The following is a 22,660-nucleotide window of genomic DNA, read 5'->3' as shown; positions in this document are numbered from 1 at the left end:
CCGGTATGCTAATTCTATGCCGCCGCGGTGCCGCGCATCAGCCATGGCTGGGCGGCGGTCCGCTGCGCCTCGTAACCGCCGATCGCCTCGCCCCGCGCCATGGTGAGGCCAACCTCGTCGAGCCCGTTGAGGAGGCAGTGCTTGCGGAACGGATCGATCTCGAAGGTGAAGCGGTCCTGATAGGGGGTGGTGACGGTCTGCGCTTCGAGATCGACGCTGATCTCCAGCCCCTCGCGCGCGACTTCCAGCAGCCGGTCGACCGCTTCCTGCGGCAGCACCACCGGCAGGATGCCGTTCTTGACCGCATTGCCCGAATGGATGTCCGAAAAACTCGGCGCGATCACCACGCGGATGCCGAGGTCGAGCATCGCCCAGGCCGCGTGCTCGCGGCTGGAGCCGCAGCCGTAATTGTCGCCTGCGATCAGGATCGGCGCGCCCGCATAGGCGGGATCGTCGAACACATTGCCGGGCTCGGCACGCAGCGATTCAAACGCGCCCGCGCCGAGGCCTTCACGGCTGATCGTCTTGAGCCACTTGGCGGGGATGATGATGTCGGTGTCGACATTCTTGAGGCCGAGCGGAATGGCGCGGCCTTGGACGCTGGTGAGGGGCTGCATGGCGAGGTGTCCTTAGTCCGTCTGAGGCGGTTCGCCCGAGGGGATTGGGCCGGGCTGGGCGGGCTCGTCGGGCTTCTTCTTGCGCTTGCTGGCGTAGAGCAGGGCAGCGGCCACGGCGGCGGATCCGATGGCTCCCGCAGCGGCAATTGCGGCATTGCGGGCGGTGTTGTTCTTGGGCTTGTCGGTCATGGTGTTTCCATGCGCCTCGCGGGCAAGGGTTTCAAGGGGCTGGGGTCAGGTCATAGACGGGCAGGCGACGAATCGAGCCTTGCCGCCGCGTGCCGCACATCACTCCGCCCATTGCCCGAAGGGCGGCAGCTTGCCGATGTCGCGCGCGTCATGCTGGACGATCACCGCCGCCCCCTCGACGCCTGCGATCTTCTTGAACCGGTCGAGCGAGGCGAGCGTGTCGGCGCGGTCAGTGTTGAACCGCGGCACGCCGTCGCTGTCGTAGTTCTCGCGAAAATGCGCAAGGTCGCCGGTGAGCAGCAAGGTGCGGCCCCCACCCAGGCGGACCATCAGGCCGTGATGGCCGGGCGTGTGACCCGGCAGGTCGAGGATCATCACCCGTCCGTCGCCGAACACGTCCTTGTCGCCGCTGACCGTTTCGACCTTGCCTGGCCCGCTGACCCAGTGTTCGAGTGGCTTGGCGTTGGCGCCCGGTGCGCCTGCCTTCAAGGCGTCGAAATCGCCCTTGCCGATCAGCAGGATAGCCTGCGGGAAACTCGCCGCCTGTCCGCTGTGGTCGAAATGATAGTGGCTGATGCCCACCCGCGCGATCTGCTCGGGCTTGAGGCCGAGTTCGAAAAGCTGTTCGACCAGCGTCTTGTCGAGCGTGTAGTCGAACGCGGCGTTGCGATCGAGCGGCTTGCCTTTTGCGGCGGCAGCGAGACCGGTGTCCCACAGGAGATAATCCGCGCCGTGGCGGATCAGGTAGCAGCTGCCGGTCAGCGGCTTGCTTACGCCCTTCATCGATCCGGTGTCGGAAAAGTCGTCGAGATCATTGGCGACGAAGGTGCCGCAATCGAGCCGCATGATTGCGAGTGGTGCGGCAGGCGGGGGCGGGGCGCTCTGGGCGGTAAGCGTTGTCGCGGCGAGTGCCGCGAGAATGATCCGTGCGACCGGTTTCATATTGCGGTCTCCCTTGCCAGCTCGCGCACATCCGCCAGGCGCCCCGTGACCGCCGCGGCTGCGGCCATCGCGGGCGAGACGAGGTGGGTGCGCGCGCCCGGGCCCTGCCGCCCGACGAAGTTGCGGTTGCTGGTCGAGGCGCAGCGCTCGCCTGCGGGCACCTTGTCAGGGTTCATGCCGAGGCACGCCGAACAGCCCGGCTCGCGCCACTCGAAGCCCGCTTCGGTGAAGATTTTGTCGAGGCCCTCTTCCTCGGCCATGGTCTTGACGAGGCCCGAGCCCGGCACGACGATCGCCCAGCGCACGTTATCGGCCTTGCGGCGGCCCTTGAGCACCGCGGCGGCGGCGCGCAGGTCCTCGATGCGGCTGTTGGTGCAGCTGCCGATGAAGACGTTCTCGATGGCGACCTCGGTCATCGGCGTGCCGGGTGTGAGGCCCATGTAGTCGAGCGATTTCTGCGCGGCGACGCGCTTGCTCTCGTCGACGAAGTCCTCGGGGTGCGGCACGCGGCCACCGATGGGGACGACATCCTCGGGGGAGGTGCCCCAGGTAACGCTGGGTTCGACTTGCGCCGCGTCGATCACCACCGACTTGGCGAACACCGCGCCCTCGTCGGTGTGGAGCGAGCGCCAGTAGGCCACCGCCGCATCCCATTCCGCGCCCTTGGGGGCCATCGGGCGGCCCTTGAGATAGGCGAAGGTCGTCTCGTCGGGCGCGATCAGCCCGGCGCGCGCGCCCGCTTCGATGCTCATGTTGCAGACCGTCAGGCGCTCCTCGATGGTCATGCGCTCGAACACCTTGCCGCGGTATTCGATCACATAGCCAGAGCCGCCCGCCGCGCCGATCCGACCGATAATGTGGAGGATCAAGTCCTTGGCCGAGACACCCGGGCCGAGGTCGCCCTCCACCCGCACTTCCATCGGCTTCGACTGCTGGAGCAGCAGCGTCTGGGTCGCCAGCACGTGCTCGACCTCGCTCGTCCCGATGCCGAACGCGAGGGCCCCCATGCCCCCGTGGCAGGCGGTGTGCGAATCGCCGCAGACGATGGTGGTGCCGGGCAGCGAGAAGCCCTGCTCCGGCCCGACGACATGGACGATCCCCTGCTCCTTCGCGGTCGCGGGGATGTAGCGGATTCCGAAGGCCGGCGCATTGACCTCGAGCGCGGCGAGCTGCGCGGCGCTCTCGGGATCGGCGATGGGCACGGGCTTGCCGCTCGCATCCACCCGCGCGGTTGTCGGCAAATTGTGATCGGGCACGGCGAGCGTGAGCTCGGGCCGCCGCACCGGGCGGCCTGCCACCTTCAGCGCCTCAAAGGCCTGCGGGCTGGTGACCTCGTGCACCAGATGGCGGTCGATGTAGATCAGCGCCGTCCCGTCATCGCGCGTCTCGACGACATGCGCGTCCCAGATCTTTTCGTAGAGGGTGCGGGGGCGGCTGGCCATGGCAGGTTCCATCGGTTGGAGGGGGCAGGGTGCGACCCGAAACGAGACGCCCATAATCCTGTTCCGCGAGCCGTGGCAAGATTGCGGCAATTTACCGCCACGCAGTAATGGAATTTGTCATATTCTTGCGCTAGTTTACATTTATGTCAGCAAGCGAATCTCCCGCCCGCCCGTTTTTCCACCCGATCACTGTGGCAGCGGAGGACATCGACTTCATGGGCCACGTCAACAACGCGCGCTACCTCAACTGGGTGCAGGACGCGGTGCTGGCGCATTGGCGCGGGATCGCTCCGGCCGAGGACGTGGCGAGCAAGGCGTGGGTCGCGCTGAAGCACGAGATCACCTACCGCAAGCCCGCTTTCCTTGATGACGCGGTGATCGCGCAGACCGTGCTCGAACGCTTCAACGGCGCGCGCGCGTTCTACTCGACGCTGATCAAGCGCGGCGAGGAAGTGCTGGCCGAGGTGCAATCCTCCTGGTGCTGCATCGATGCCGAAACCCTGCGCCCGGCGCGCATCGGCGAGCATCTCCGGGAATTCTTCTTCCCCAAAGTCTAGCGGCCCCAAGCGGGGCAAGCTCAGCGATAGCGCGCCGGTTTCAGCCCGTGCTTCGCCAGCTTGTCGTAGAGGGTCTTGCGCGGGGTTTGCAGCATCTGCTGCACCGCGACCACATCGCCGCGACATTGGCGCAGCGCATCCTCGAGCACGGTGCGCTCGAACTCGGCGACGATCTGGTGGAGCGGGCGCCCACCACTGGTTGGGGCGGGAGCGGGGTCGACGGTGCCGGAGCCGGTCAGGCCGAGAACGAAGGCGCGGGCAAAGCCGCCCAGTTCATGCAGATTGCCGGGCCAGTCATGGGTCTGCACATGATGCCACTCGGCCGCGCCGATGGCGGGGGCGGGGAGGCCGTATTCGCGCGCGCGGGCGATGACGAAGAGGCGGAAGATTTCGGGCACGTCTTCGCGGCGTTCGGCGAGCGGCGGGAAGGCGATCTGCACCGCGCCCAGCCGGTGCCACACTGGATCGCGCGCCTCGGCCTCGCTGCCGTCGGTCTGGCGGGAGAGGATGATGCGCAGGTTCAATGGCCGCGCCTTGGCCGCGCCGATCGGCCACACCTCGCGCTTTTCCACCAGCGCGGCGAGCCGCGTGACCAGCACATCACTGGCGGCACTTATCCCATCGAGGAACAGCGTCCCGCCATTGGCGCGCTCGATCAGGCCGGTGCGCGACAGGCCCGCCGAAGGCTCGCGCCCGAACAGGAGCCACTCGGCATCGGCGTGGGCGAGCACGCCCGCATCGACTGTTACGAAGGGCCGGCTGCGGCGCGGGCTGAGGTCATGGATCAACCGCGCGCCGTAGCTCTTGCCGGTGCCAGCGGGGCCGGTCAGCACCACGTCGATCTCCGAGCGCGCGACGCCCTCGATCACCGATCGAAGGCGCTCGGCTGCCGCAGAGGTGCCGGGGATGGCATGGCCTAGCGATCGCCCCGTTTCCTCGCGCAACCGGCGGTTCTCGAGCGCCAGCGCGCGCCTTTCGCTGCTGGCCCGCACCGCGCGGATGAGATCGGCGGAAGGATAGGGCTTGGTGAGGAAATCGGCCGCACCGTTCTTCATCGCCGCCACCGCCATGGCAATGTCGCCGTGGCCGGTGGTGAGGATCACCGGGAGCTCGGGGTCGATGCGCCGCAATTCGGCGAAGAAGGCGATCCCGTCGATCCCCGGCATCCGCACGTCGCTCACCACCACGCCCGGAAAGTCGGGGGTGAGCCATTCGAGCGCCGCGCGCGCATCGGGAAAGGCGACCACCTCGGCGCCTTCGAGCGAGAGGGTCTGGTGCGTCGCATCGCGCAGCACCTCGTCATCCTCGACGAGGGCGACCAGCAGCGGCGGGGCGGGGGAGGCGGGCGCGGCGGTCATGCGGCGGGCATCACCATGGTGAAGCGCGCGCCGCTGTCGGTAGCCTCGTGGATCAGGTCGCCGCCAAGCTGGCGCATGATGTCGCGCGCGATCGCAAGGCCAAGGCCGATCCCGTCCTCGCGCGCGGTGACGAAGGGCTGGAACAGCGTGTCGACCAGCGCCGGGGGCACGCCCGGCCCGGTGTCGGTGACGCTCAGCCGCACGGTCCCGCCCGCGGTCGTGATCGCCAGCGTGATCCGCCCCTCGGGCGCGCAGGCCTGGATGGCGTTCTGGAGCAGGTTGACCAGCACCTGCTCGAGCTGGACGTGGCGCGCACGCACCGTGGTCGCGGCGGCCTCGGCAGCGGGCAGTTCGAGCGCGAGGCCGTGCTGGCGCAGCTGGTCGCGCAGCAGCAACAGCGAGCCGTCGATCACCTCCGCGAGCCGGATCTCGCGTGGTGCCTCGGCGGAGCGGCGGCTGAAGTGGAGCTGCTCGGCGGTGATCTCGCCGATCCGCCCGGCGAGCTGGGCGATCCGGTCGAAATTGGCCGCTGCCTCGGTGCGTCGGTCGGCCTCGAGCAGGCGCAACCCGTTCTCGGCATAGGCGCGCATCGCGGCGAGCGGCTGGCGGATCTCGTGGCCGAGCCCGGCGGTGATCTGGCCGAGGGTGGCGAGGCGGTTGGCCTGTTGCAACTGGTCGCGCAAGGTTGCGGTCTGTGCGGCAACCTCGGCTGCCGCGCGGGCGAGGCGCTGGCGCTGCCACAGCCACGCGCTCGCTCCTGCCAGCCACGCCAGCAGCAGCAGGACCACGCCCGCCAGCCGCGCATTGGCGCGCGCCACCGACAGGCGTGGGGCGGGATCGGCGAGGAGGTGCAGCTCCCAGCCGACGGGGGCGATCGGCTGGATCTTCTCGATCATGGTGACGGGCTGTGCCCCGCCTTGACGGGCGGGAAGCTCGATCGGGCGCGGCTCGGCGACGCCGAACTGCATCGCATCGCGCACGGGATCGCGCGGGCGCGCGGAGCCCGCCGCCGCGCGGAACCGCCATGCCGGGTCGCTCGCCAGCAGCACGATCCCGCCCGCATCGGTCACGAAGACCCCGTCCTCGGCGCGGCGCCACTTGGCCTCGAGGCTGTCGAATTCGACCTTGACCGCGACCACGCCGCGCGGAGCGCCCGCAGGGCCGACCCGCTCGGACAGATAGAGCCCAGGGCGGCGGCTGACCGTGCCGAGCGCAAATTCATTCGCCGTCCCGTTCGCGAGCGCGCCGCGGAAATAGTCGCGGAAGCGGTAATTGGCGCCGATGAAGCTGTCCGGCCGGTCCCAGTTGCTCGCCGCCAGCGTGGTCCCGCGCCCGTCCATCAGGTAGATCGCGGCCGCATTGGTTTGCCGCGCCAGTGCCGCCAGCCGCCGGTTGAGCAGGTCGCGCCCGCCCGCCGCGCCGCCAAGCAGCGCGGCGACCTCGGGATCGACGGCGAGCACGCGCGGCACGAGGCTGAACTTGTTGAGCTCGCTTTCGAGACCTGCGGCAAGGATCGCGGCCTGACTGGTCGCCGCGGCGCGGGTCTCCTCGAGCGCGGAGACCCGCGCCGCGCGTTCGAGCCCGAGCATTGCCAGCGCCGCAAGCAGCACCGCCGCGACTCCCGCGAGCGAGATCAGATAGCGGCGCCCAAGACGGCCGGACGCGGGTCGGGAAAGGCTGTCCGTGCTGCGCAAACCCTTGGCCTTCCCCTGTGCTGCCCCTCGCGGCTTGTGCGCCTTTCCGCACGCGGCGCAAGAATTTTGTGCGGATTTCCGCACAAATCGCCGGACGGATTCGCTCAAGCGACTGAATTTACATGCATTGCCACCCGCGCATGAAGCGCTTGCAGCCGCACCAGCGCGGCCCGATCCTCTACGACGAGAGGTTTTAGCCGGGGGACACAAGCGCCAATGGGTGCGCAGTCGATCAACATCGGGGACGCGGCCGCGCCGGTGCGCAAGCCGTTCTACCGCCTGCTCTATGTGCAGGTGCTGACCGCGATCGCGCTCGGCGCGCTGGTCGGCCACTTCGCGCCCGAATTCGGTGCCAGCCTCAAGCCGCTGGGCGATGGCTTCATCAAGCTGGTCAAGATGATCATCGCGCCGGTGATCTTCGTCACGGTCGCCACCGGGATCGCCGGGATGAGCGATCTGAAGGCGGTCGGCAGCGTCGCGGGCAAGGCCTTCGCCTATTTCCTCACCTTCTCGACCCTCGCGCTGGTGATCGGCCTGGTGGTCGCCAATGTGGTGCGCCCGGGCGAGGGGCTGAACATCGATCCCGCCACCCTCGATACCGCCGCGGTCGCCGACTATGCCGACAAGGCAGAGGCGACCACCATCACCGGCTTCCTTCTCGGCATCATTCCCGACACCCTGTTCAGCGCGGTCACCGACGGGCAGATCCTCCAGGTGCTGCTGGTCGCGATCCTCGCCGGTGTCGCGATCGCCGCGACGCGTCCCGCGAGCGACCTCGTGACCGACGTGCTCGCCTCCTTCGGGGCGGTGGTGTTCAAGCTGGTGGGCATGCTGATGAAGCTCGCGCCCATCGGCGCCTTCGGGGCGATGGCCTTCACCATCGGCGAGTTCGGCATCGGCAGCCTTGCGAGCCTCGCCGCGCTGGTCGCGACTTTCTATCTCACCTCGCTGTTCTTCGTGGTAGTGGTGCTGGGGCTGTGCGGCTGGGCGGGAGGCTTTTCGATCTTCGCGCTGATCCGCTATCTGCGCGAGGAACTGCTGCTGGTGCTCGGCACCTCCTCCTCCGAGGCCGCGCTGCCGAGCCTGATGGAGAAGATGGAAGCCGCCGGATGCCGCAAGGCGGTGGTCGGGCTGGTGGTGCCCACCGGCTATTCCTTCAATCTCGACGGCACCAACATCTACATGACGCTCGCCGCGCTGTTCATCGCGCAGGCGGTGGGGGTGGAGCTGAGCCTCGCCGAGCAGCTGACGCTGGTGCTGGTCGCCATGATCAGTTCGAAAGGGGCGGCGGGGGTGACCGGATCGGGCTTCGTGATCCTCGCCGCGACGCTGTCGGTGGTGCCGGGGGTGCCGGTCGCGGGGATGGCGCTGATCCTCGGGATCGACCGCTTCATGTCCGAATGCCGGGCACTCACCAACTTCATCGGCAATGCCGTGGCGACGATCATCGTCGCCAAGTGGGAAGGCGCGCTCGACCGCGAGCGGCTCGCCGCGGCGCTGGCGGGCACGCCGCTGCCGCTGCCGGTGGAGGATATCGAGCGGCACGAGCGCAGCGGGCCGGTGAGCGAAGAGATTGCCCGGGTGCTGGAGAAGACGCCGTGATCCGCTTTCTGATCGCGCTTCTGGTGGCGCTCGCACCTGCGGCGCTCGCGGCCGAGGGTGCGGCTCCGCAGCGCGAGGAAATCGCGCTGTGGCCGGCCACCCCGCCGGGCAATGGCAAGGTCGAGGGGCCGGAGAAGATCGGCAGCGAGGGCTCGGGGCTGGGCGCGGTCTCCAATGTCGCGGTGCCGCGGATGCGGGTCTATCGTCCCGCCGTGCCCAATGGCGCGGCGGTGCTGGTGGCAGGCGGGGGCGGCTATTTCCGCATCCAGCTCAAGAAGGAAAGCACCCCTGCGGCCGAGTGGCTCGCCGCGCAGGGCTTCACCGTGTTCGAGCTGATCTACCGCCTCCCCAATGACGGATGGGACGCGAGCGCCCCCTTCATGGATGCGCAGCGAGCGATGAAGATCATCCGCACCCGCGCGGGCGAATTCGGCGTGCGGCCCGACCGCATCGGGATCATGGGCTTTTCGGCAGGCGGGCATCTCGCGGGCTTCACCGCCTACCAGCCCGGCCGCGCGCTCTACGAGGGCAAGGACCGCTTCGAGCACGTCTCGGCCCGGCCCGACTTCGCGGTGCTGCTGTTCCCGGTCGTCACTCTGCGCAAGCCCTACGACACCACCCGCACCCGCCGCGAGATCGTGGGCGACAAGGAAACGCCCGCCGCAGAGGCCGCGTGGTCACTCGACACCTACGCGACCAAGGACGCACCGCCGACGATCATCTTCGCGGCTGCCGACGATCCGACCACGCCGCCGGGGCACGGCATCCTCCTGTTCCAGACCCTGGTGGCCGCCGGGGCGAGCGCGGAGCTGCACCTGTTCCGCGACGGTGGCCACGGCTGGGGGCTGGGCGAGCCCGAGCAGGTCATCAGCCAGTGGCCCGGGCTCTTCACCCATTGGGCGCAATCATTGCAGATAATTGAAAAACGGGGAGAATAACCATGTCCACCACGTTCTTGAGCAGGCTTGTCCTGATGTGCGGCGGCAGCCTGATCGCCGCCACTGCCGTGCACGCGCAGGAAGCGGCCCCGCCGCCGCCTGCGCCCGAGGAGGACGTCAGCCGCGAGATCATCGTCACCGGCACCCAGATCCAGGGTGCCAAGATCAACGACGTGCTGCCCGTCACCGTGGTCGACGAAGTCGACATCGCCAATGTCGCTGCGACATCGGGCGACGAGCTGTTCCGCGCGATCCCGCAGTCGGGCGGGGTGGCCTTCAACGAGCAGAACGATGTCTCGTCGAACAACGCCCGCGGCGATGCGGCCTCGATCAACCTGCGCGATCTCGGCACCGGCAACACGCTGCTGCTGATCAACGGCCGCCGCATGGTGCTCAACCCCGGCTTCCAGACCGAGCTGCTGGTCCCCGTCGTCAGCCCCGACACCAACGAGATCGCGCCCGGCTCCGTGCGCCGGCTCGAGGTGCTGCGCGACGGCGCTTCGGCGATCTACGGCGCGGATGCGGTGGCAGGCGTGGTCAACACCGTGCTGCGCGGCAACCGCCGGGGCGGCTTCATCGAGGGCGAATACCGCAATTCGGACGGCACCGGGCTCTACAGCGCCCAGATCAACGGCGGCTACGGCTTCGATTTCGCCGGTGGGCGGGCCAACCTGACCGTCTATGGCGGCTATTTCTACGAAAACGGGATCGACGCCTCCGAGCGCGCCTATTCGGCCGATGACGACAAGACCCCGCTGCTGGTCGGCACCGCGTTCGAAGGCGATACGCAGTTCAACAACCGCAACACCTTCGGCCCCTTCGGCCAGTTCGACATCCAGATCACCAACAACAACCAGACCCCGATCCGCGACGACGACTTCTATCTCCAGCCCTCGAGCCAGACCGGCTGCCGGCTCGACTTCGGCAACGGCCTGTGCGCGCGCAACGGCGACAACCCCGTGGCCGCGGTGCGTTACAACCGCGCCTTCGGCACCACGCTGATCAGCGAGAAGACCCGCTACAACGCCGCCATGCTGCTGAACTACGAATTCAGCGACAATGTCGAAGGCTATTTCGAGGGCACCTATTACCGCTCGGAAAGCAGCCGCAACATCACCCCGGCCGCGATCCTCAGCGCCGTGCCCGTGGGGATTTCGCGCAATGCCTACTGGAACCCCTTCGGCCCCGTCACCTTCCCGGGCGGCGCGGCGAACCCCAACCGCCTTCCCGGCCTCACCGTCCCCGCAAGCGGCGCCAATGTCATCATGGAGCGCTACCGCTTCGTCGATGCCGGCAACCGCACGGTCGATGTCGACAAGGATTCCTACCGCCTCGTCGCCGGCCTCAAGGGCAATTTCGGCGACTGGGATTTCGACACCGGCTTCGTCTATTCCGAGGCCCGCAGCACCGATCTCGAAGGCAACCGCGTCTCGCTTACCCTGCTCCAGCAGGCGATCAACCGTTCGACGCCCGATGCCTACAACCCGTTCAACGGCGGCTGCGTGACGGGCGACCCGGGCAATGGCGACTGCACCCCCAATCCGGCCAGCAGCGTCGATCCCTTCCGCATCAGCGTGTTCCGCAAGGGCGGCACGAGCCTCGCGCTGGCCGACTTCAAGGTCAGCAATTCCAGTCTCCTGACCCTGCCCGGCGGTGATGTCGGGGTCGCGGGCGGCATCGAATGGCGGCGCGAGACCTTCTTCGACGACCGCGATCCGCGCATCGACGGCACCATCACCTGGACCGATAGCGTCACCGGCGTGTTCGACGGCAGCGATGTCGCGGGCACCAGCGCCTCGCCCGACACCAGCGGTTCGCGCGAGGTGTGGTCGGCCTTCCTCGAAACCTTCGTGCCGCTGGTCAGCGAGGACATGGACATCCCGCTCGTCCACGCCCTGAACCTCCAGTTGGCGGGCCGACTGGAGCACTTCCGCGACATCGACGAGACCGCGATCGTCCCGCGTGCGGCGGCATCCTGGACCGTGGTGCCGGGCCTGATGCTGCGCGGTGCATGGTCGCAGGGCTTCCGTGCGCCCAACCTCGTGCAGGTCAACGACGAAGGCACCACCCGCTCCAACACCCGCGACGATTTCGTGCGCTGCCAGGCGCAGGTCATCAAGGGCCAGCTTGCCAACCTCGGCCTGTGTCCGGGCGAGGGCGTGATCAGCTTCCGGTCGGGCACCGACCAGCTGCGGCCCGAGGACAGCGAGAGCATCAACCTCGGCATCGTGCTCGAACCGGAATTCATCCCCGGCCTGACGCTGACGGCGGATTACTGGCGCGTGAAGCAGACCGGCCTCGTCGGCACCTTCGGCGATGACAATGCGATCGCGCTCGATCTGCTGCTGCGCCAGACCGGCAGCTTCAACCCGGCGGTGATCCGCGCCGCGCCGACGCAGGAGCAGATCGATCTCTACGCCGGCACGGGGCTGGCAGCGGCGGGCGACATCATCCGGGTGCTCGATCCCTATCTCAACCTCGACAGCCGCATCTCGAAGGGCTGGGACTTCGGTCTTGCCTATAATGTCCCGGATTTCGGCGCGGGCGATGTGCGCCTGCGCTTCAATGCGGCGCGGCTCAACGGCTTTGTCCAGTCGGCCGGGGCAGACGGGCAGGCGCTGCTCGATGCGGTCGCATCGGGCGATCTGCCGCCGGAGGTGCGGATCGAGGGGCTCGGCGAGCTGCTCGAGCTCGACGGCCGTCCCAAGTGGCGCTTCAGCGGCTCGGTCAACTGGGGTCTCGGCCTGGTCGATGTGGGCGTGTTCGCGCAATATGTCGGGCAGGTCTGGAACACCAGCGTCACGCGCGACCTGCCGTTCACCTCGGACGATCCCAACATCAACTTCTACCGCGTCGATGACATGCTGACCTTCAACCTCAGCGTCGGCTATTCCTTCGAGGATGGCGCACTGGAAGGCACCCGCATCCGGCTGGGGGTCAACAACGTGTTCGACACCGATCCGCCGCTGGCCGACGAGACCTATGGATTCTTCAGCGCGCTGCATTCGCCCCGCGGGCGGGTGTTCCGGGTCGAACTGCGCAAGACGCTCTGATAGGCCGCGCGCCCATGGGCATCGCAACGCGATACGTATGGGCCGGCCTCTCCCTGCTGGCGGCGGCATGTGCGGGGGCGCCGCCGCCGCCAGCGGGGATTGGGGTGTTATCCGAAGCGAGGGTCAGCCTCGCGGCGTGCCGCAGCGCCTCGGTCAGCCTCCATTTCGATTTCGACGGCGCCGCGCCCAGCGCCTGTGCGATCACGGGCGAGCGCGCCTTCGAACTGCTCGTCACCCCCGAGCACGCGCCTCCCATCAACCCCAGCCCGTGGTACGCCTTCCGCTACGAGGCCGAGGGCGATGCGCCGGTCAGCGTCACCCTGCGCTACCTTGGCGCGAAGCATCGCTACGACCCCAAGTGGTCGGGCGGGGGCGAGAGCCGCGATCTGGCGGTGGAGGTGCGCGAGGATGGCGCTGCGGCGCAGATGACGCTGCCGCCCGGCGGCGGCATCGTCTCAGCACGGGAAGTGATCGCGCCCGCCGACGCCCGCGCCGACCTCGACCGCTGGAGCGCGGCGAGCGGCGCGACGGTCTTCACGCTCGGAACCTCGCATGATGGCCGCCCGATCGAGGCGATCCGGCTGGGCCGCAAGGACGCTCCGCGACTGGTGGTGCTGCTCGGCCGCCAGCATCCCCCCGAGGTGACCGGCGCCATCGCGATGCGCGCCTTCGTCGATGCGCTGGTCGAGGCGCGCAGCCTTCCGGCCGATGTCCAGATTCTGATCGTGCCGATGCTCAACCCCGACGGCACCGCGCGCGGGCATTGGCGCGCGAACCGCGGCGCGACCGACTTGAACCGCGACTGGGGGCCCTTCACCCAGCCCGAAACCCGCGCTGTGAAGGCTTGGCTCGACGCCCTGCCGCAAGGCGTGCGGCCGGTGCTGATGGTCGATTTCCACTCGACCCGCAGCAACCTTTTCTACGTCCAGAGCGATGACGAGATGGACGGGGGCCAGCGCCGCTTCCTCGCCGCATGGCTCGCAGGGCAGGAAGCAGCGCTCGCCGACTATCCCTTCACGATCGAGCGGCGCAACGCCAATCCCGGCAGCGGTACGGCGAAGAACTGGTTCCACGCCGTCTATGCCATCCCCGCCTATACCTACGAGGTCGCCGACACCGCAGACCGCGCCGCGATCCGCACCGCGGCGCGGGCGCTGGCGGGGCGGCTGGCCCCGGCGCTCGAGGCAGTCGCTCCGGGCGGCGGGGAATAGGCACGCGGGGTTTCCGCGCGGCGCATGAGCCGCGCAAGCAAACGCAATTGCCGTTTGGCGAGCGCGCTCTATACGCATCTCCATGCAAGCCCCGTGCGTATCCTTCGGCTGATGAACCCGCATTTCGCCTTGCCCCCCCACGGCTTCCAGCGCGCCATCGGCCTTGCGCTGGCGCTGGCGATTGCCGGGAGCTGGCTGGCGATCCACGCCTATGCGATGTTCGTGTTCGAGCTCAGCTGGACCAACTGGCCGCTGGCGCTGGCGATGGCGGCGGTGCAGTGCTGGCTTTCGGTCGGCGTGTTCATTGTCTGCCACGATGCGATGCACGGGACGCTGGTGCCCGGTCACCGGCGGGTCAACGCCGCGATCGGGACGGTGCTGCTGGCACTCTATGCCGGCTTTGGGTGGAAGCACCTGCGGGACGCGCACCTCACCCACCACAAGCTGGCAGGCCACGCGGGCGACCCCGATTTCGACGAGCACAATCCGGCCGATTTCAAGCGCTGGTATGCGACCTTTTTCCGGCGCTATTTCGGCTGGCGCTCGATCCTTTTCGTGCATACCGTGGTCGGGATCTACTGGCTGGTGCTGGACATTCCGATGGTGCAGATCGTGCTGCTCTACGGGCTGCCGGCCTTGGCATCCTCGCTCCAGCTGTTCTACTTCGGCACCTTCCGCACCCATCGCCACATCGCGGGCGAGCCGGCCAACGGCTTTGCCGATCACCACAACGCCCGTTCGGAAGACTTCGGCACGCTCGCCAGCCTCGCCACTTGCTTCCATTTCGGCTATCATCTCGAACACCACCGCCGTCCCGACGTGCCGTGGTGGGCGCTCCCGGACGCGCGCCGGGCCGGGGTGGGCCGTATCGAGATTGCTGAGAAGGTGCCCGCATGAGCTGGCTCGAGATATTCCTGACCGTCATGTCCTCGCTGATCGGGATGGAGCTGTTCGCGTGGTATGCGCACAAGTACATCATGCACGGCTGGGGCTGGGGCTGGCACCGCGACCATCACGAGCCGCATGACAACGTGCTCGAGAAGAATGACCTCTTCGCGGTGGTCTTCGGCACGATCAACGCCGCGATGTATATCTACGGCTCGCTTTATTGGGACTGGCTGTGGTGGTTTGCGGTGGGGATCACGCTCTACGGGGTGATCTACACGCTGGTCCACGACGGGCTGGTGCACCAGCGCTACTGGAAGTGGGTGCCGAGGAAGGGCTACGCCAAGCGGCTGGTGCAGGCGCACAAACTGCACCATGCAACGATCGGCAAGGAAGGCGGGGTGAGCTTCGGCTTCGTCTTCGCGCGCGATCCGGCGAAACTGAAGGCGGAACTCAAGGCGCAGAAGGACGCGGGTATTGCCGTGGTGCGCGACAGTGCGGGGGCCGATGGCTACGAAACGGTCGGGCGCAACCTCTAGGGCGCTTGCGTCAGGCTGAGATTGTTGCCCTCGGGATCGAGGAACCACGCGACCTTCGCTCCCGATGCGGGGTGCGTCCACACGCCGCGCGCGTCCTGCCCGTAGCCCTCGTAAATCGCAAAGGTCACGCCCTTGGCGGTCAGCGCATCGATCGCCGCCTCGATGTCCGCGACCTGCCAGCCGAGCACCGTATGCTGGCCGGGCTGGTGGTTTTCGATCTTTGTCAGCCGAAGCGTGGTGCCCGCCAGATCATAGCTGACCGCGAAAGGGTCTTCGCCGGTTTCGGTGAGGCCCAGAGTTTGAGTGTAGAAGCCGCGCGCCTTGGCCAGATCGGCAGTGAGCACGAAGCAAACGGGCTTGGCATCGGTGAGCATTGCGCCCCTCCCAATTGGGGCGACTCGCCCAGCGCTTGTCCCCCGGGGCCGAGATTACGCTATCTGCTCCTTCGCGCCAAAGGGTCAGCCAGCCGCCAGCCGCGCGGCGTGCTCCTTCACCAGCGCGATCATGTTCGGCACGCCTTGGGTGCGGTTGCTCGAGAGCTGGTTCCTGAGGTCGAACGGGGCGAGCGCGCCCATCACGTCCATGCTTGCCACCTCGGCGGCAGGCTTGTCCTGCACCGCGGCGATCACCAGCGCGACGATGCCCTTGGTGATCGCTGCGTTGCTATCGGCGAGAAAGTGCAGCTTCTGACCGTCAGTCCCCGCCGGATAGACCCATACGGCGGCCGAACAGCCGCGCACCAGCGTCGCATCGGTCTTCAGCGCCTCGGGCATGGGCTCGAGACTGCGGCCGAGCTCGATCAGCAGGCCGTAACGCTCGTCGCCTTCGAGGAATTCGTACTCTTCGAGAATGTCGGAAAGGGTGCGCATGGCCCGCCCTTAGACAGGGGCGGGCCGCAAGGCAAAGGGGGCGTTTACCCGCCGATCCCGCCGGGGCGGGTCAGCGCGTAGTAGATCACGTAGAACCAGCCGAAGAAGCCGTGGATCGCGGCCCAGATGATCGACTGGTGGAGGCTCCAGCTGATCGCGACCGCGATCGCACTGCCGAGGCCGATGCCCGCCTTGGTAGCGGTGTCGCGGGCCGCGCTCACAGTTCCACCCCGCTGGCGATCGCTTCGAGCTTGCGGATGCGTTCCTTGAGGTCGGCGAGTTCGATGCGCGCGGTGCCGAGCCCCGAGCCTTCCTCGCCGGCGGGACGCACGGCCAGCTGGCCGAGCTCCTGGCGCTTGAGGTCGAGCCAGCCCTGCCAGGCGCGCAGGGCCGCGCCCGCGAGGACGATGACAGCCACGAGCAGCCCTGCGGTGAGCACCACAGTGGGATCGAGAAGAACGCTCGTCATTGGTCCGGTTCCTCTTTCTTGGCTGCGGGAATCTTGCGCAGCGCTTCGATTTCGGCAGCGATCCGCGCCTGTTCGCGCGCTTCGCCGGTGTTGGCATCGGTGGCGATGCGTTCGAGCACCTTCACCCGTTCCCTCAGTTCCCCCAGCTCGCGCCGGGCCGCATCCAGCTCGGCGGAGTTGCCCTGCTCCTGGCGCGGGGCGATCTTCTGGTTGCCGTCCTCGTCGGTGATGATCCCGGCGCGGGCGCGGGCGGTCTCGACGATCCCCCAGATCACGATCGCGACCAGAGCGACGATGGCCCAGCTGCTCATTACTGCATCCGGTCCTTGTCGGTGCGGATGTCCGCGCCGATCCGCAGGTCCTCGATCTCCATCGCCAGCTGCTGGCCGCGGTCGGTGGCGATCCGTTCGAGCACCTGCATCCGCGATTCCAGCTTCTCGACCTTGGCGGCATATTTCGCCGCCTTCTGCGCCGAGCGGTCGGCCATCAGCTCGAGCTCCTTCTCGCGGTAGGCGAGCCAGCGCTTGAAGATGTCGCTGCCCACGCCCAGCACGACCGGCACGATCACCACCATGAAGATCAGGGCAAGAAACAAGAGCTCGTCGTCCATCACACGGTCTCCTTAGCGATCCTGAGCGCCTCGATCTCGTCGGCGAGCAGGCTGCCACGGTCGGTGGCGATGCGTTCGAGCACGCGCAGGCGATCCTCGATCATCTGCTGGCGCTCGGCGATCTCGCGCACCTCGGGGCCGGGCTGCACGCCCCGCGCCTCGATGCGCTGGCGTTTTGTGGACATGACCTTGTCGACGATGCCGTTGAGACTGATCCCGGCGATCAGCACGACCGCGACGATGGTCATGGAAATGATCACCATCTCGCCCATCACGCCGCGCCCTTGTCCTTGAGGCCTTCGAGCGCACGGTCGCGCAGGGCGTCGATCTCGTTGGTGAGATGATAGCCGCCGTCGGTCACGATCCGCTCGACATTGGCGAGGCGGTCCTTGACCGAGCCCAGTTCGGCGCGCAGCTGCGCGTTTTCCTGGGTCAGCAGCACGATCCGCTCGGCCGATTGCTTGTCGGAACCGGGCTTCAGCGACTGGCCCCACATGCCTTCGAGCGGGTAGCCGTTCTTGATCTTGAGCCTGGTCGAATGGACCGAGGCCATGATCCCGGCGACCGAGACAACCACGGTGCCGCCGATCAGCCAGCCGATATAGGGCAGGATCGCTGCAAAGGTCGGGTCCATCACACGCGCTCCTTGCCCAGGGCCGGCGCATCGCGCAGGGCTTCGATCTCGGCGCTGAGCGAATAGCCGCGGTCGGTCACGATCTTCTCGAGCACGATCATGCGGTCCTGCATGGCGTCGAGCTTGTCGTGCAGCGCCTTGTTCTCGGCCTTGAGACGCAGGGTCTCGCCATTGTCAGGCTTGACGGTCTTGCCGCCCCACTCGTCCTCGAGCGGATAGCCGTGCTTGGCGCGGATCCAGTTGTTGATCAGCCAGCCTGCGGTGCAGACGATGACGATCATGATGACAAAGGGCGGGGCTCCGAATTCCATTACACGCGCTCCTTCTTGTCGAGGCCGAGCGGCACGCCCGCGCCTTGTTCATCCACCCGGCGCGTGTCGCGCAGCGCCTCGATTTGTGTCGCGATGTCGTAACCGCGGTCGGTGACGATGCGTTCGAGCACCTGCACGCGGTCTTCGAGCCGCTGGATCTGGCCGACATATTGCGCGGCCTTCTCGGCGGTCTGCTCGGCGGTGGCGCCGACCTGCATTTCGGCCATCTTCTGCTGGTGCCTGGTCCAGAGGGCGACAATCGGGATCATCAGGGCGATGATGGGGATCATCACGCCAAGGGTTCCTGCGTCCATGATACTTGTCCCTGTTGCTGGTGTGGGGCCTTAGCGCAGCCGCTCGATCTCGGCGGTCAGGCGCGGGTTGCTGCTGACATAGTGCGCTTCCACTGCGGCCAGCCGGCGGTCGATGTCGCGAAAGCTCGCCTTGATCTCGCGCGCGGTGCGACGCGGGCTCTGGCGCACGCCCTGCCAATACTTCTGCTCGCTTTCGTCGCGGTAGAGGTAGGGCGGCTTCTTGTTCAGGATGAAGCCGGCGATGAAGTAGGCGAAGATCGGCCAGCCCATGCTGAAGGCGAGGGCGAGAGCCACCAGGCGGACCCAGAAGACATTCACCCCGGTGTAGTCGGCCACCCCGGCGCAGACGCCCATGACCTTGCCATTGTGCTTGTCGCGGTAAAGCGTGGTGCGGGGGCTGTTCACGAGCGGGTTCCTTTCTTTTCGAGCATCAGCTTTTCGAGTTCGCGCAGCTGCTCGTTGTCTTTTTCATGATCGGCGATGAGGCGACGGGCGGGGGTGAAGCCCGGGTCGTCGGAAGCGACGAGGCGCTCCACTGTGTCCATCCGCTCGTCGAGCCGCTTGGCGAGGTTGTAGAGTTCCTCCAGCAGCACCTCGTCATCGGCGGTGATGGTGGGGGCGGTCTTCCACTTGGTCATGTAGTGAAGGACCATCCAGGGGAGGCCGATAAACAGCATCCCGACGACCATGATCGGCACCAGTTCATCCATGACTTATTCCCCCTTGTCTTCGGTTTTGCCGAGCGCCTTCTTCATGGCGGCGAGTTCATCATCAATCGCGTCCGACCCACCGAGTGCGGCAATCTGGTCGGCGAGCGACGGCGGGCCGTCCTCGGCGATGCGCAGCGCGTCAGCCCGGCCTTCGGCATAATCGACGCGGCGTTCGAGCTGGTCGAAGCGCGCCAGCGCCTCGTCGGTGCGCTCGGTGCTCATCAGCGTGCGCAGCTTGACGCGGTTCTCGGCAGATTCGAGGCGTGCGGCGATCGCGGTCTGGCGGCTGCGGGCTTCGCGCAGGCGGTGCTGGAGCTTGGCGATGTCGGCCTCGTAGGCGCGCAGTGCGTCGTCGAGCACGGCGATTTCCGCCTTCAGCTGGTCGGCCATGTCGCCGGCCTTCTTCTTCTCGACCAGAGCCGCGCGGGCGAGATCCTCGCGGTCCTTGCTGAGCGCAAGCTGCGCCTTCTCGGCCCAGTCGGCCTGGAGCCGGTCGAGCTTCACGCAGTGCCGGTGCATCTCCTTCTGGTCGGCAATGGTGCGCGCGGCGCTCGCGCGGACTTCGACCAGGGTTTCCTCCATCTCGAGGATGATCATGCGGATCATCTTCGACGGGTCGTCCGCCTTGTCGAGCATGTCGTTGAAGTTGGCGGCAATGATGTCACGGGTGCGGCTGAAAATGCCCATGAAGGCTACTCCATCGAGAAACGAATTGACCCGGTCGAGGGGAGCGACTCGCTCCTCTTGCGACGCGGTGCTGGCTCCGCGAGATTGGCCCTTGCCGGGGTTCCGGCGCAAGGCTTCGATTTCCTCGTCGAGGCGCGACAGGGGATTGCCGGCCGACAGCAGGCGCGAGGGTTGGGCCGGAGCTTCGCCGAGATCGACATTGCGGGTGGGCACCGCGATGCGATCGGCGTCGGCAGGGGGGACAGCCTGCGAGGGGCGCTCCGGCCCGAGGGGGTCATGGTCGCCCATCTTAGGCGATCTCGATCACGGCGTGCGCCGGGGCGAGCGGCGCGGCGTTGGCGGCGCTCGGCTGAAGCTGCGAGGACAGCGCGATCATCATCACCATGGCGGCGATGCTGGCCATCGCGGCGTGGCCGAGTTTGGTGTTCCAGAAGCTGGCCTGGCTGGCTTTGCGGTCGATCATTGTGGGCCTCCCCATTGGTGTCCGTGGTCTTGCCCGGTATTTTGCACGGGGCGTGCCAAACTGCGCGAATGGCGGAAATCCGCGGTTTTTCGCGTTCGGGGCGGACGGAGCGTTGGTCTCTATTGCCAAGCATTGGGGAATTTCACTATAGTTTGGACATGAAGCTCGAGAGCCAGTTCATCGGCCAATCCGGGGCCTTCCTCGACGCGGTCGAACGCGCCTCCCGCGCCGCGGCCATGAACCGCCCCGTGCTTGTGATCGGCGAACGCGGCACGGGTAAAGAACTGATCGCCGAACGCCTTCACCGCCTGTCGAGCCGCTGGGACGAGCCGCTGGTGACGATGAATTGCGCCGCGCTCCCCGAAACCCTGATCGAGGCCGAGCTGTTCGGTCACGAGGCCGGAGCCTTCACCGGCGCCACCAAGTCGCGCGCCGGCCGCTTCGAGGAGGCCGACCGCGGCACGCTGTTCCTCGACGAGCTGGGCACGCTCAGCATGGGCGCTCAGGAACGCCTGCTGCGCGCGGTCGAATATGGCGAGGTCACCCGCCTCGGCGCCTCGCGGCCGATCCGGGTCGACGTGCGCATCGTCGCGGCCACCAACGACGATCTTCCGGCGCTCGCGGCCTCGGGCGAATTCCGCGCCGACCTGCTCGACCGCCTCAGCTTCGAGGTCATCACCCTGCCGCCGCTGCGCGTGCGCGAGGGCGACATCGGCGTGCTCGCCGAATATTTCGGCCGCCGCATGGCCGCCGAGCTCGACTGGGAGCGCTGGCCGGGCTTCGCGCCGCACGTGATGGAAGCGCTCGAGGATCACCCCTGGCCCGGCAATGTCCGCGAGCTGCGCAACGTGGTCGAACGCGCGGTCTATCGCTGGGCGGCGGACGACATGCCGATCGCGCATGTCCAGTTCGACCCCTTCGACAGCCCCTGGCGCCCGCGTCCGCCCGAGCACCGCCGTTCAGGGGCGCCCTCGGCTTCGCCTTCGGGCGGGGCGAACGGGGTGGCCGCGCCTTCTCCTGCTGCCGCCAATTTCGACACCATCGAGGACCTGCGCGCCGCGGTCGACGCGCACGAGCGCGCGATCCTCGCCCATGCGCTGGGCAAGCACCGCTGGAACCAGCGCCAGACGGCGCGCGCGCTCGGCCTCACCTACGACCAGCTGCGCCACTGCATCCGCAAGCACGCGCTGATGGAAGGGCAGGACTGACGGGCCGCCGCCGGAGCGGCTTTCTAACGGATTTGAAAGTCTTTTCGATTATTGCTCCAAGTCCACTTGGGGCAGATCGACAAAGTGCTGAGGCTATCCGAATATTTCCCGAGAAATTTCGGCGCTCTGCGTTACGGCGCGGGCGAACCGCGCCTGTCGTGCGCCCCCATGCGACGGAGCGCGCGTTGACATGCGCCCCGAGATTTCCGCCATGCCCCCCGTCTCTTTGTCACCGACGCCCGCTTCGGGTAAGCTAACGTCGGTCGCACCGGTTTCCGGCGCCCAATCGCTTGCCCCCGATACGGGCGGCCGCGCGTCGCCGGATTACCTGCGCGGGGAGCAAGGGATGGCGGATCCGAAGCCTCAGCCGACCGATGGACCGGCATTGCAAGTCGGCCGGCGCTCGGCTCCGCGCCTCAGGCTCAGCCTGCCCGCCCAGCTGATCGCGGTCGAGAAGGTGCATACCTGCATCCTGCTCAACCTATCGCGCACCGGCGCGCAGGTCGCGATCCTCGAGGCGATGCGCGAGGGCGAGGGCGCGATCCTGCGTTGCGGCATGATCAACCATTTCGCGATCGTCACCCGCACCGAATTCGGCCTCAATGCGCTCCAGTTCGACGAGCCGCTGACCGACGCAATCGTGCTCGAGACCCGGCGCTACCACGAGAACTTCGAGGAGCGCGAGAAGCGCGCGCTGATCGAGACCGCGCGCAAATGGGTGAGCGGCGAAACCGGAGACGAGCGGCCGAAGTGACCGGGCGGGCGGCGCCCGTCTAGGTATTGCCCCCGGGCCCCGCCCGACCGGACGTTCACCACCCTTCCGCTAGCCTCGCGCCCGTCATGGTAACCGGGCATGAAACCTCCCTGACGCAGGACGCGGCGGCGGCGACAGTCGGCCGCCGCGCCGCCGCACGCCTGCGTCTGGCGATCCCGGCGCGCTTCGTCTCGGTCACCGCCACGCAGGGCTGCATCCTGCTCGACATCTCGCGCAGCGGCGCGCGGATCGCCCTTGAAAGCCCCGCACCGACGCGGAAGTCGGGCTATATCGAGATCGGTCGGCTCGAATTGTTCGGCATGGTGGTGCGCAGCGAGCGTCTCGGAGATGGCGGGATCAACGCGGTCGCCTTCGACGACCCGATCAGCGAGGCCGAGGTGCTCGCGATCCGCCGCTTTGCGGAGGCCTTCGAGCAGCGCGAACGCCAGACCCTGCGCGATCAGGTGCGGCGCTGGGTTTCGGGCGAACCCTAGAACGCGAAGGGCTTGCCAAAGCGGGCAAAGGCGACTAGGTGCAGCGCCAATCCCGACATTGTCACAACAAGGTTTGGATGCTGGCGCCTCGCGGGGCCGGCCCGAAACCG

Annotated in this window: 30 protein-coding genes; 10 read left to right on the top strand and 20 right to left on the bottom strand. The window is 67.6% G+C overall.

The window, feature by feature from the left end; all coding sequences use genetic code 11:
• Positions 1–14 precede the first annotated feature (14 nt).
• From leuD to leuC, 4 genes are all read right to left on the bottom strand, one after another.
• On the bottom strand, positions 15–617 hold the full coding sequence (leuD, locus tag PFX90_RS14525; RefSeq protein ID WP_285713292.1) for a 3-isopropylmalate dehydratase small subunit: 603 nt from the start codon (positions 615–617) through the stop codon (positions 15–17).
• Positions 618–629: 12 nt separating this feature from the next.
• Positions 630–806 carry an LPXTG cell wall anchor domain-containing protein gene (locus PFX90_RS14520; RefSeq protein ID WP_285713291.1) on the bottom strand — a complete coding sequence of 59 codons (177 nt, stop codon included), beginning with the start codon at positions 804–806 and terminating at the stop codon, positions 630–632.
• A 99-nt stretch (positions 807–905) separates the two neighbouring features.
• Complete coding sequence (locus tag PFX90_RS14515; protein WP_285713290.1) at positions 906–1,748, bottom strand: N-acyl homoserine lactonase family protein; 843 nt, start codon at positions 1,746–1,748, stop codon at positions 906–908.
• Positions 1,745–3,190 (bottom strand): 3-isopropylmalate dehydratase large subunit, encoded by a 1,446-nt coding sequence (gene leuC / locus PFX90_RS14510; protein ID WP_285713289.1) that lies wholly within the window; start codon positions 3,188–3,190, stop codon positions 1,745–1,747. Before leuC ends, PFX90_RS14515 begins: the two co-directional genes overlap by 4 nt.
• A gap of 143 nt (positions 3,191–3,333) precedes the next feature.
• Here leuC and PFX90_RS14505 point away from each other — a divergent pair, with 143 nt between their 5' ends.
• Positions 3,334–3,747 carry an acyl-CoA thioesterase gene (locus PFX90_RS14505; protein ID WP_285713288.1) on the top strand — a complete coding sequence of 138 codons (414 nt, stop codon included), beginning with the start codon at positions 3,334–3,336 and terminating at the stop codon, positions 3,745–3,747.
• A 20-nt stretch (positions 3,748–3,767) separates the two neighbouring features.
• On the opposite strand, the gene PFX90_RS14500 is transcribed toward PFX90_RS14505, so the two are convergent.
• Positions 3,768–5,105, bottom strand: a complete 1,338-nt coding sequence (locus tag PFX90_RS14500) for a sigma-54-dependent transcriptional regulator (RefSeq protein ID WP_285713287.1) — start codon at positions 5,103–5,105, stop codon at positions 3,768–3,770.
• Positions 5,102–6,715, bottom strand: a complete 1,614-nt coding sequence (locus tag PFX90_RS14495) for an ATP-binding protein (RefSeq protein WP_285713286.1) — start codon at positions 6,713–6,715, stop codon at positions 5,102–5,104. Before PFX90_RS14495 ends, PFX90_RS14500 begins: the two co-directional genes overlap by 4 nt.
• Before the next feature lie 300 nt (positions 6,716–7,015).
• Here PFX90_RS14495 and PFX90_RS14490 point away from each other — a divergent pair, with 300 nt between their 5' ends.
• The 6 genes from PFX90_RS14490 (at position 7,016) to PFX90_RS14465 (ending at position 15,027) form a co-directional block, all read left to right on the top strand.
• Entirely contained in the window at positions 7,016–8,401 is a 1,386-nt protein-coding gene (locus tag PFX90_RS14490) for a dicarboxylate/amino acid:cation symporter (RefSeq protein WP_285713285.1), read from the top strand.
• Entirely contained in the window at positions 8,398–9,339 is a 942-nt protein-coding gene (locus PFX90_RS14485) for an alpha/beta hydrolase (protein ID WP_285713284.1), read from the top strand. Before PFX90_RS14490 ends, PFX90_RS14485 begins: the two co-directional genes overlap by 4 nt.
• Before the next feature lie 2 nt (positions 9,340–9,341).
• On the top strand, positions 9,342–12,392 hold the full coding sequence (locus tag PFX90_RS14480) for a TonB-dependent receptor domain-containing protein (protein WP_285713283.1): 3,051 nt from the start codon (positions 9,342–9,344) through the stop codon (positions 12,390–12,392).
• A gap of 104 nt (positions 12,393–12,496) precedes the next feature.
• Entirely contained in the window at positions 12,497–13,603 is a 1,107-nt protein-coding gene (locus PFX90_RS14475) for a M14 family metallopeptidase (protein WP_285713282.1), read from the top strand.
• A gap of 111 nt (positions 13,604–13,714) precedes the next feature.
• The gene (locus tag PFX90_RS14470) at positions 13,715–14,500 is read left to right on the top strand and encodes a fatty acid desaturase (RefSeq protein WP_285713281.1); all 786 of its coding nucleotides are present in this window, start codon (positions 13,715–13,717) and stop codon (positions 14,498–14,500) included.
• Positions 14,497–15,027 carry a sterol desaturase family protein gene (locus tag PFX90_RS14465; protein WP_285713280.1) on the top strand — a complete coding sequence of 177 codons (531 nt, stop codon included), beginning with the start codon at positions 14,497–14,499 and terminating at the stop codon, positions 15,025–15,027. The genes PFX90_RS14470 and PFX90_RS14465 overlap by 4 nt, the downstream gene beginning before the upstream one ends.
• Here the strand turns inward: PFX90_RS14465 and PFX90_RS14460 are convergent.
• The 14 genes from PFX90_RS14460 to PFX90_RS14395 all read right to left on the bottom strand — a co-directional run bounded on the left by PFX90_RS14460 (position 15,024) and on the right by PFX90_RS14395 (position 20,094).
• Complete coding sequence (locus tag PFX90_RS14460) at positions 15,024–15,401, bottom strand: VOC family protein (protein WP_285713279.1); 378 nt, start codon at positions 15,399–15,401, stop codon at positions 15,024–15,026. The genes PFX90_RS14465 and PFX90_RS14460 overlap by 4 nt on opposite strands.
• A gap of 84 nt (positions 15,402–15,485) precedes the next feature.
• Positions 15,486–15,896 (bottom strand): SufE family protein, encoded by a 411-nt coding sequence (locus PFX90_RS14455; protein ID WP_285713278.1) that lies wholly within the window; start codon positions 15,894–15,896, stop codon positions 15,486–15,488.
• 44 nt (positions 15,897–15,940) lie between these two features.
• Positions 15,941–16,117: a hypothetical protein gene (locus PFX90_RS14450; RefSeq protein ID WP_285713277.1), complete on the bottom strand. Its 177-nt coding sequence runs from the start codon at positions 16,115–16,117 to the stop codon at positions 15,941–15,943.
• Positions 16,114–16,365 carry a hypothetical protein gene (locus tag PFX90_RS14445; protein ID WP_285713276.1) on the bottom strand — a complete coding sequence of 84 codons (252 nt, stop codon included), beginning with the start codon at positions 16,363–16,365 and terminating at the stop codon, positions 16,114–16,116. Before PFX90_RS14445 ends, PFX90_RS14450 begins: the two co-directional genes overlap by 4 nt.
• Positions 16,362–16,676 (bottom strand): hypothetical protein, encoded by a 315-nt coding sequence (locus PFX90_RS14440; RefSeq protein WP_285713275.1) that lies wholly within the window; start codon positions 16,674–16,676, stop codon positions 16,362–16,364. The genes PFX90_RS14445 and PFX90_RS14440 overlap by 4 nt, the downstream gene beginning before the upstream one ends.
• Positions 16,676–16,975, bottom strand: a complete 300-nt coding sequence (locus PFX90_RS14435; RefSeq protein ID WP_285713274.1) for a hypothetical protein — start codon at positions 16,973–16,975, stop codon at positions 16,676–16,678. The genes PFX90_RS14440 and PFX90_RS14435 overlap by 1 nt, the downstream gene beginning before the upstream one ends.
• Positions 16,975–17,247 (bottom strand): hypothetical protein, encoded by a 273-nt coding sequence (locus PFX90_RS14430; RefSeq protein ID WP_285713273.1) that lies wholly within the window; start codon positions 17,245–17,247, stop codon positions 16,975–16,977. Before PFX90_RS14430 ends, PFX90_RS14435 begins: the two co-directional genes overlap by 1 nt.
• Entirely contained in the window at positions 17,247–17,609 is a 363-nt protein-coding gene (locus PFX90_RS14425; RefSeq protein ID WP_285713272.1) for a hypothetical protein, read from the bottom strand. The genes PFX90_RS14430 and PFX90_RS14425 overlap by 1 nt, the downstream gene beginning before the upstream one ends.
• Entirely contained in the window at positions 17,609–17,920 is a 312-nt protein-coding gene (locus tag PFX90_RS14420) for a hypothetical protein (RefSeq protein WP_285713271.1), read from the bottom strand. Before PFX90_RS14420 ends, PFX90_RS14425 begins: the two co-directional genes overlap by 1 nt.
• Positions 17,920–18,234, bottom strand: a complete 315-nt coding sequence (locus PFX90_RS14415) for a hypothetical protein (RefSeq protein ID WP_285713270.1) — start codon at positions 18,232–18,234, stop codon at positions 17,920–17,922. Before PFX90_RS14415 ends, PFX90_RS14420 begins: the two co-directional genes overlap by 1 nt.
• Before the next feature lie 30 nt (positions 18,235–18,264).
• Positions 18,265–18,639: an envelope stress response membrane protein PspC gene (gene pspC / locus PFX90_RS14410; protein ID WP_285713269.1), complete on the bottom strand. Its 375-nt coding sequence runs from the start codon at positions 18,637–18,639 to the stop codon at positions 18,265–18,267.
• A complete protein-coding gene (gene pspB, locus PFX90_RS14405) occupies positions 18,636–18,944 on the bottom strand; it encodes an envelope stress response membrane protein PspB (protein WP_285713268.1) in 309 nt (102 codons plus the stop codon). The genes pspC and pspB overlap by 4 nt, the downstream gene beginning before the upstream one ends.
• Positions 18,945–18,947: 3 nt before the next feature.
• Complete coding sequence (pspA, locus tag PFX90_RS14400; RefSeq protein ID WP_419180112.1) at positions 18,948–19,772, bottom strand: phage shock protein PspA; 825 nt, start codon at positions 19,770–19,772, stop codon at positions 18,948–18,950.
• A 148-nt stretch (positions 19,773–19,920) separates the two neighbouring features.
• Positions 19,921–20,094, bottom strand: coding sequence for a hypothetical protein (locus PFX90_RS14395; protein WP_285713267.1), 174 nt, complete (start codon positions 20,092–20,094; stop codon positions 19,921–19,923).
• A 158-nt stretch (positions 20,095–20,252) separates the two neighbouring features.
• Between PFX90_RS14395 and pspF the strand changes: the two genes are divergently transcribed.
• The 3 genes from pspF to PFX90_RS14380 all read left to right on the top strand — a co-directional run bounded on the left by pspF (position 20,253) and on the right by PFX90_RS14380 (position 22,550).
• A complete protein-coding gene (pspF, locus tag PFX90_RS14390) occupies positions 20,253–21,302 on the top strand; it encodes a phage shock protein operon transcriptional activator (protein WP_285713266.1) in 1,050 nt (349 codons plus the stop codon).
• 346 nt (positions 21,303–21,648) lie between these two features.
• Entirely contained in the window at positions 21,649–22,056 is a 408-nt protein-coding gene (locus tag PFX90_RS14385; RefSeq protein WP_285713265.1) for a PilZ domain-containing protein, read from the top strand.
• A gap of 86 nt (positions 22,057–22,142) precedes the next feature.
• The gene (locus tag PFX90_RS14380) at positions 22,143–22,550 is read left to right on the top strand and encodes a PilZ domain-containing protein (protein ID WP_285713264.1); all 408 of its coding nucleotides are present in this window, start codon (positions 22,143–22,145) and stop codon (positions 22,548–22,550) included.
• Positions 22,551–22,660: the final 110 nt, after the last annotated feature.

Source organism: Erythrobacter oryzae (assembly GCF_030271515.1).
GTDB classification, from domain to species: domain Bacteria; phylum Pseudomonadota; class Alphaproteobacteria; order Sphingomonadales; family Sphingomonadaceae; genus Erythrobacter; species Erythrobacter oryzae.
This window is presented reverse-complemented; position numbering and strand designations above follow the sequence as displayed.

What these genes read in the sequence shown, in the direction of transcription:
- leuD (WP_285713292.1), bottom strand. Translation starts at nt 617, where the DNA reads ATGCAGCCCCTCACCAGCGTCCAAGGCCGCGCCATTCCGCTCGGCCTC.
- PFX90_RS14520 (WP_285713291.1), bottom strand. Translation starts at nt 806, where the DNA reads ATGACCGACAAGCCCAAGAACAACACCGCCCGCAATGCCGCAATTGCC.
- PFX90_RS14515 (WP_285713290.1), bottom strand. Translation starts at nt 1,748, where the DNA reads ATGAAACCGGTCGCACGGATCATTCTCGCGGCACTCGCCGCGACAACG.
- leuC (WP_285713289.1), bottom strand. Translation starts at nt 3,190, where the DNA reads ATGGCCAGCCGCCCCCGCACCCTCTACGAAAAGATCTGGGACGCGCAT.
- PFX90_RS14505 (WP_285713288.1), top strand. Translation starts at nt 3,334, where the DNA reads ATGTCAGCAAGCGAATCTCCCGCCCGCCCGTTTTTCCACCCGATCACT.
- PFX90_RS14500 (WP_285713287.1), bottom strand. Translation starts at nt 5,105, where the DNA reads ATGACCGCCGCGCCCGCCTCCCCCGCCCCGCCGCTGCTGGTCGCCCTC.
- PFX90_RS14490 (WP_285713285.1), top strand. Translation starts at nt 7,016, where the DNA reads ATGGGTGCGCAGTCGATCAACATCGGGGACGCGGCCGCGCCGGTGCGC.
- PFX90_RS14480 (WP_285713283.1), top strand. Translation starts at nt 9,342, where the DNA reads ATGTCCACCACGTTCTTGAGCAGGCTTGTCCTGATGTGCGGCGGCAGC.
- PFX90_RS14470 (WP_285713281.1), top strand. Translation starts at nt 13,715, where the DNA reads ATGAACCCGCATTTCGCCTTGCCCCCCCACGGCTTCCAGCGCGCCATC.
- PFX90_RS14465 (WP_285713280.1), top strand. Translation starts at nt 14,497, where the DNA reads ATGAGCTGGCTCGAGATATTCCTGACCGTCATGTCCTCGCTGATCGGG.
- PFX90_RS14460 (WP_285713279.1), bottom strand. Translation starts at nt 15,401, where the DNA reads ATGCTCACCGATGCCAAGCCCGTTTGCTTCGTGCTCACTGCCGATCTG.
- PFX90_RS14455 (WP_285713278.1), bottom strand. Translation starts at nt 15,896, where the DNA reads ATGCGCACCCTTTCCGACATTCTCGAAGAGTACGAATTCCTCGAAGGC.
- PFX90_RS14445 (WP_285713276.1), bottom strand. Translation starts at nt 16,365, where the DNA reads ATGACGAGCGTTCTTCTCGATCCCACTGTGGTGCTCACCGCAGGGCTG.
- PFX90_RS14440 (WP_285713275.1), bottom strand. Translation starts at nt 16,676, where the DNA reads ATGAGCAGCTGGGCCATCGTCGCTCTGGTCGCGATCGTGATCTGGGGG.
- PFX90_RS14435 (WP_285713274.1), bottom strand. Translation starts at nt 16,975, where the DNA reads ATGGACGACGAGCTCTTGTTTCTTGCCCTGATCTTCATGGTGGTGATC.
- PFX90_RS14430 (WP_285713273.1), bottom strand. Translation starts at nt 17,247, where the DNA reads ATGGGCGAGATGGTGATCATTTCCATGACCATCGTCGCGGTCGTGCTG.
- PFX90_RS14425 (WP_285713272.1), bottom strand. Translation starts at nt 17,609, where the DNA reads ATGGACCCGACCTTTGCAGCGATCCTGCCCTATATCGGCTGGCTGATC.
- PFX90_RS14420 (WP_285713271.1), bottom strand. Translation starts at nt 17,920, where the DNA reads ATGGAATTCGGAGCCCCGCCCTTTGTCATCATGATCGTCATCGTCTGC.
- PFX90_RS14415 (WP_285713270.1), bottom strand. Translation starts at nt 18,234, where the DNA reads ATGGACGCAGGAACCCTTGGCGTGATGATCCCCATCATCGCCCTGATG.
- pspB (WP_285713268.1), bottom strand. Translation starts at nt 18,944, where the DNA reads ATGGATGAACTGGTGCCGATCATGGTCGTCGGGATGCTGTTTATCGGC.
- PFX90_RS14395 (WP_285713267.1), bottom strand. Translation starts at nt 20,094, where the DNA reads ATGATCGACCGCAAAGCCAGCCAGGCCAGCTTCTGGAACACCAAACTC.
- pspF (WP_285713266.1), top strand. Translation starts at nt 20,253, where the DNA reads ATGAAGCTCGAGAGCCAGTTCATCGGCCAATCCGGGGCCTTCCTCGAC.
- PFX90_RS14385 (WP_285713265.1), top strand. Translation starts at nt 21,649, where the DNA reads ATGGCGGATCCGAAGCCTCAGCCGACCGATGGACCGGCATTGCAAGTC.
- PFX90_RS14380 (WP_285713264.1), top strand. Translation starts at nt 22,143, where the DNA reads ATGGTAACCGGGCATGAAACCTCCCTGACGCAGGACGCGGCGGCGGCG.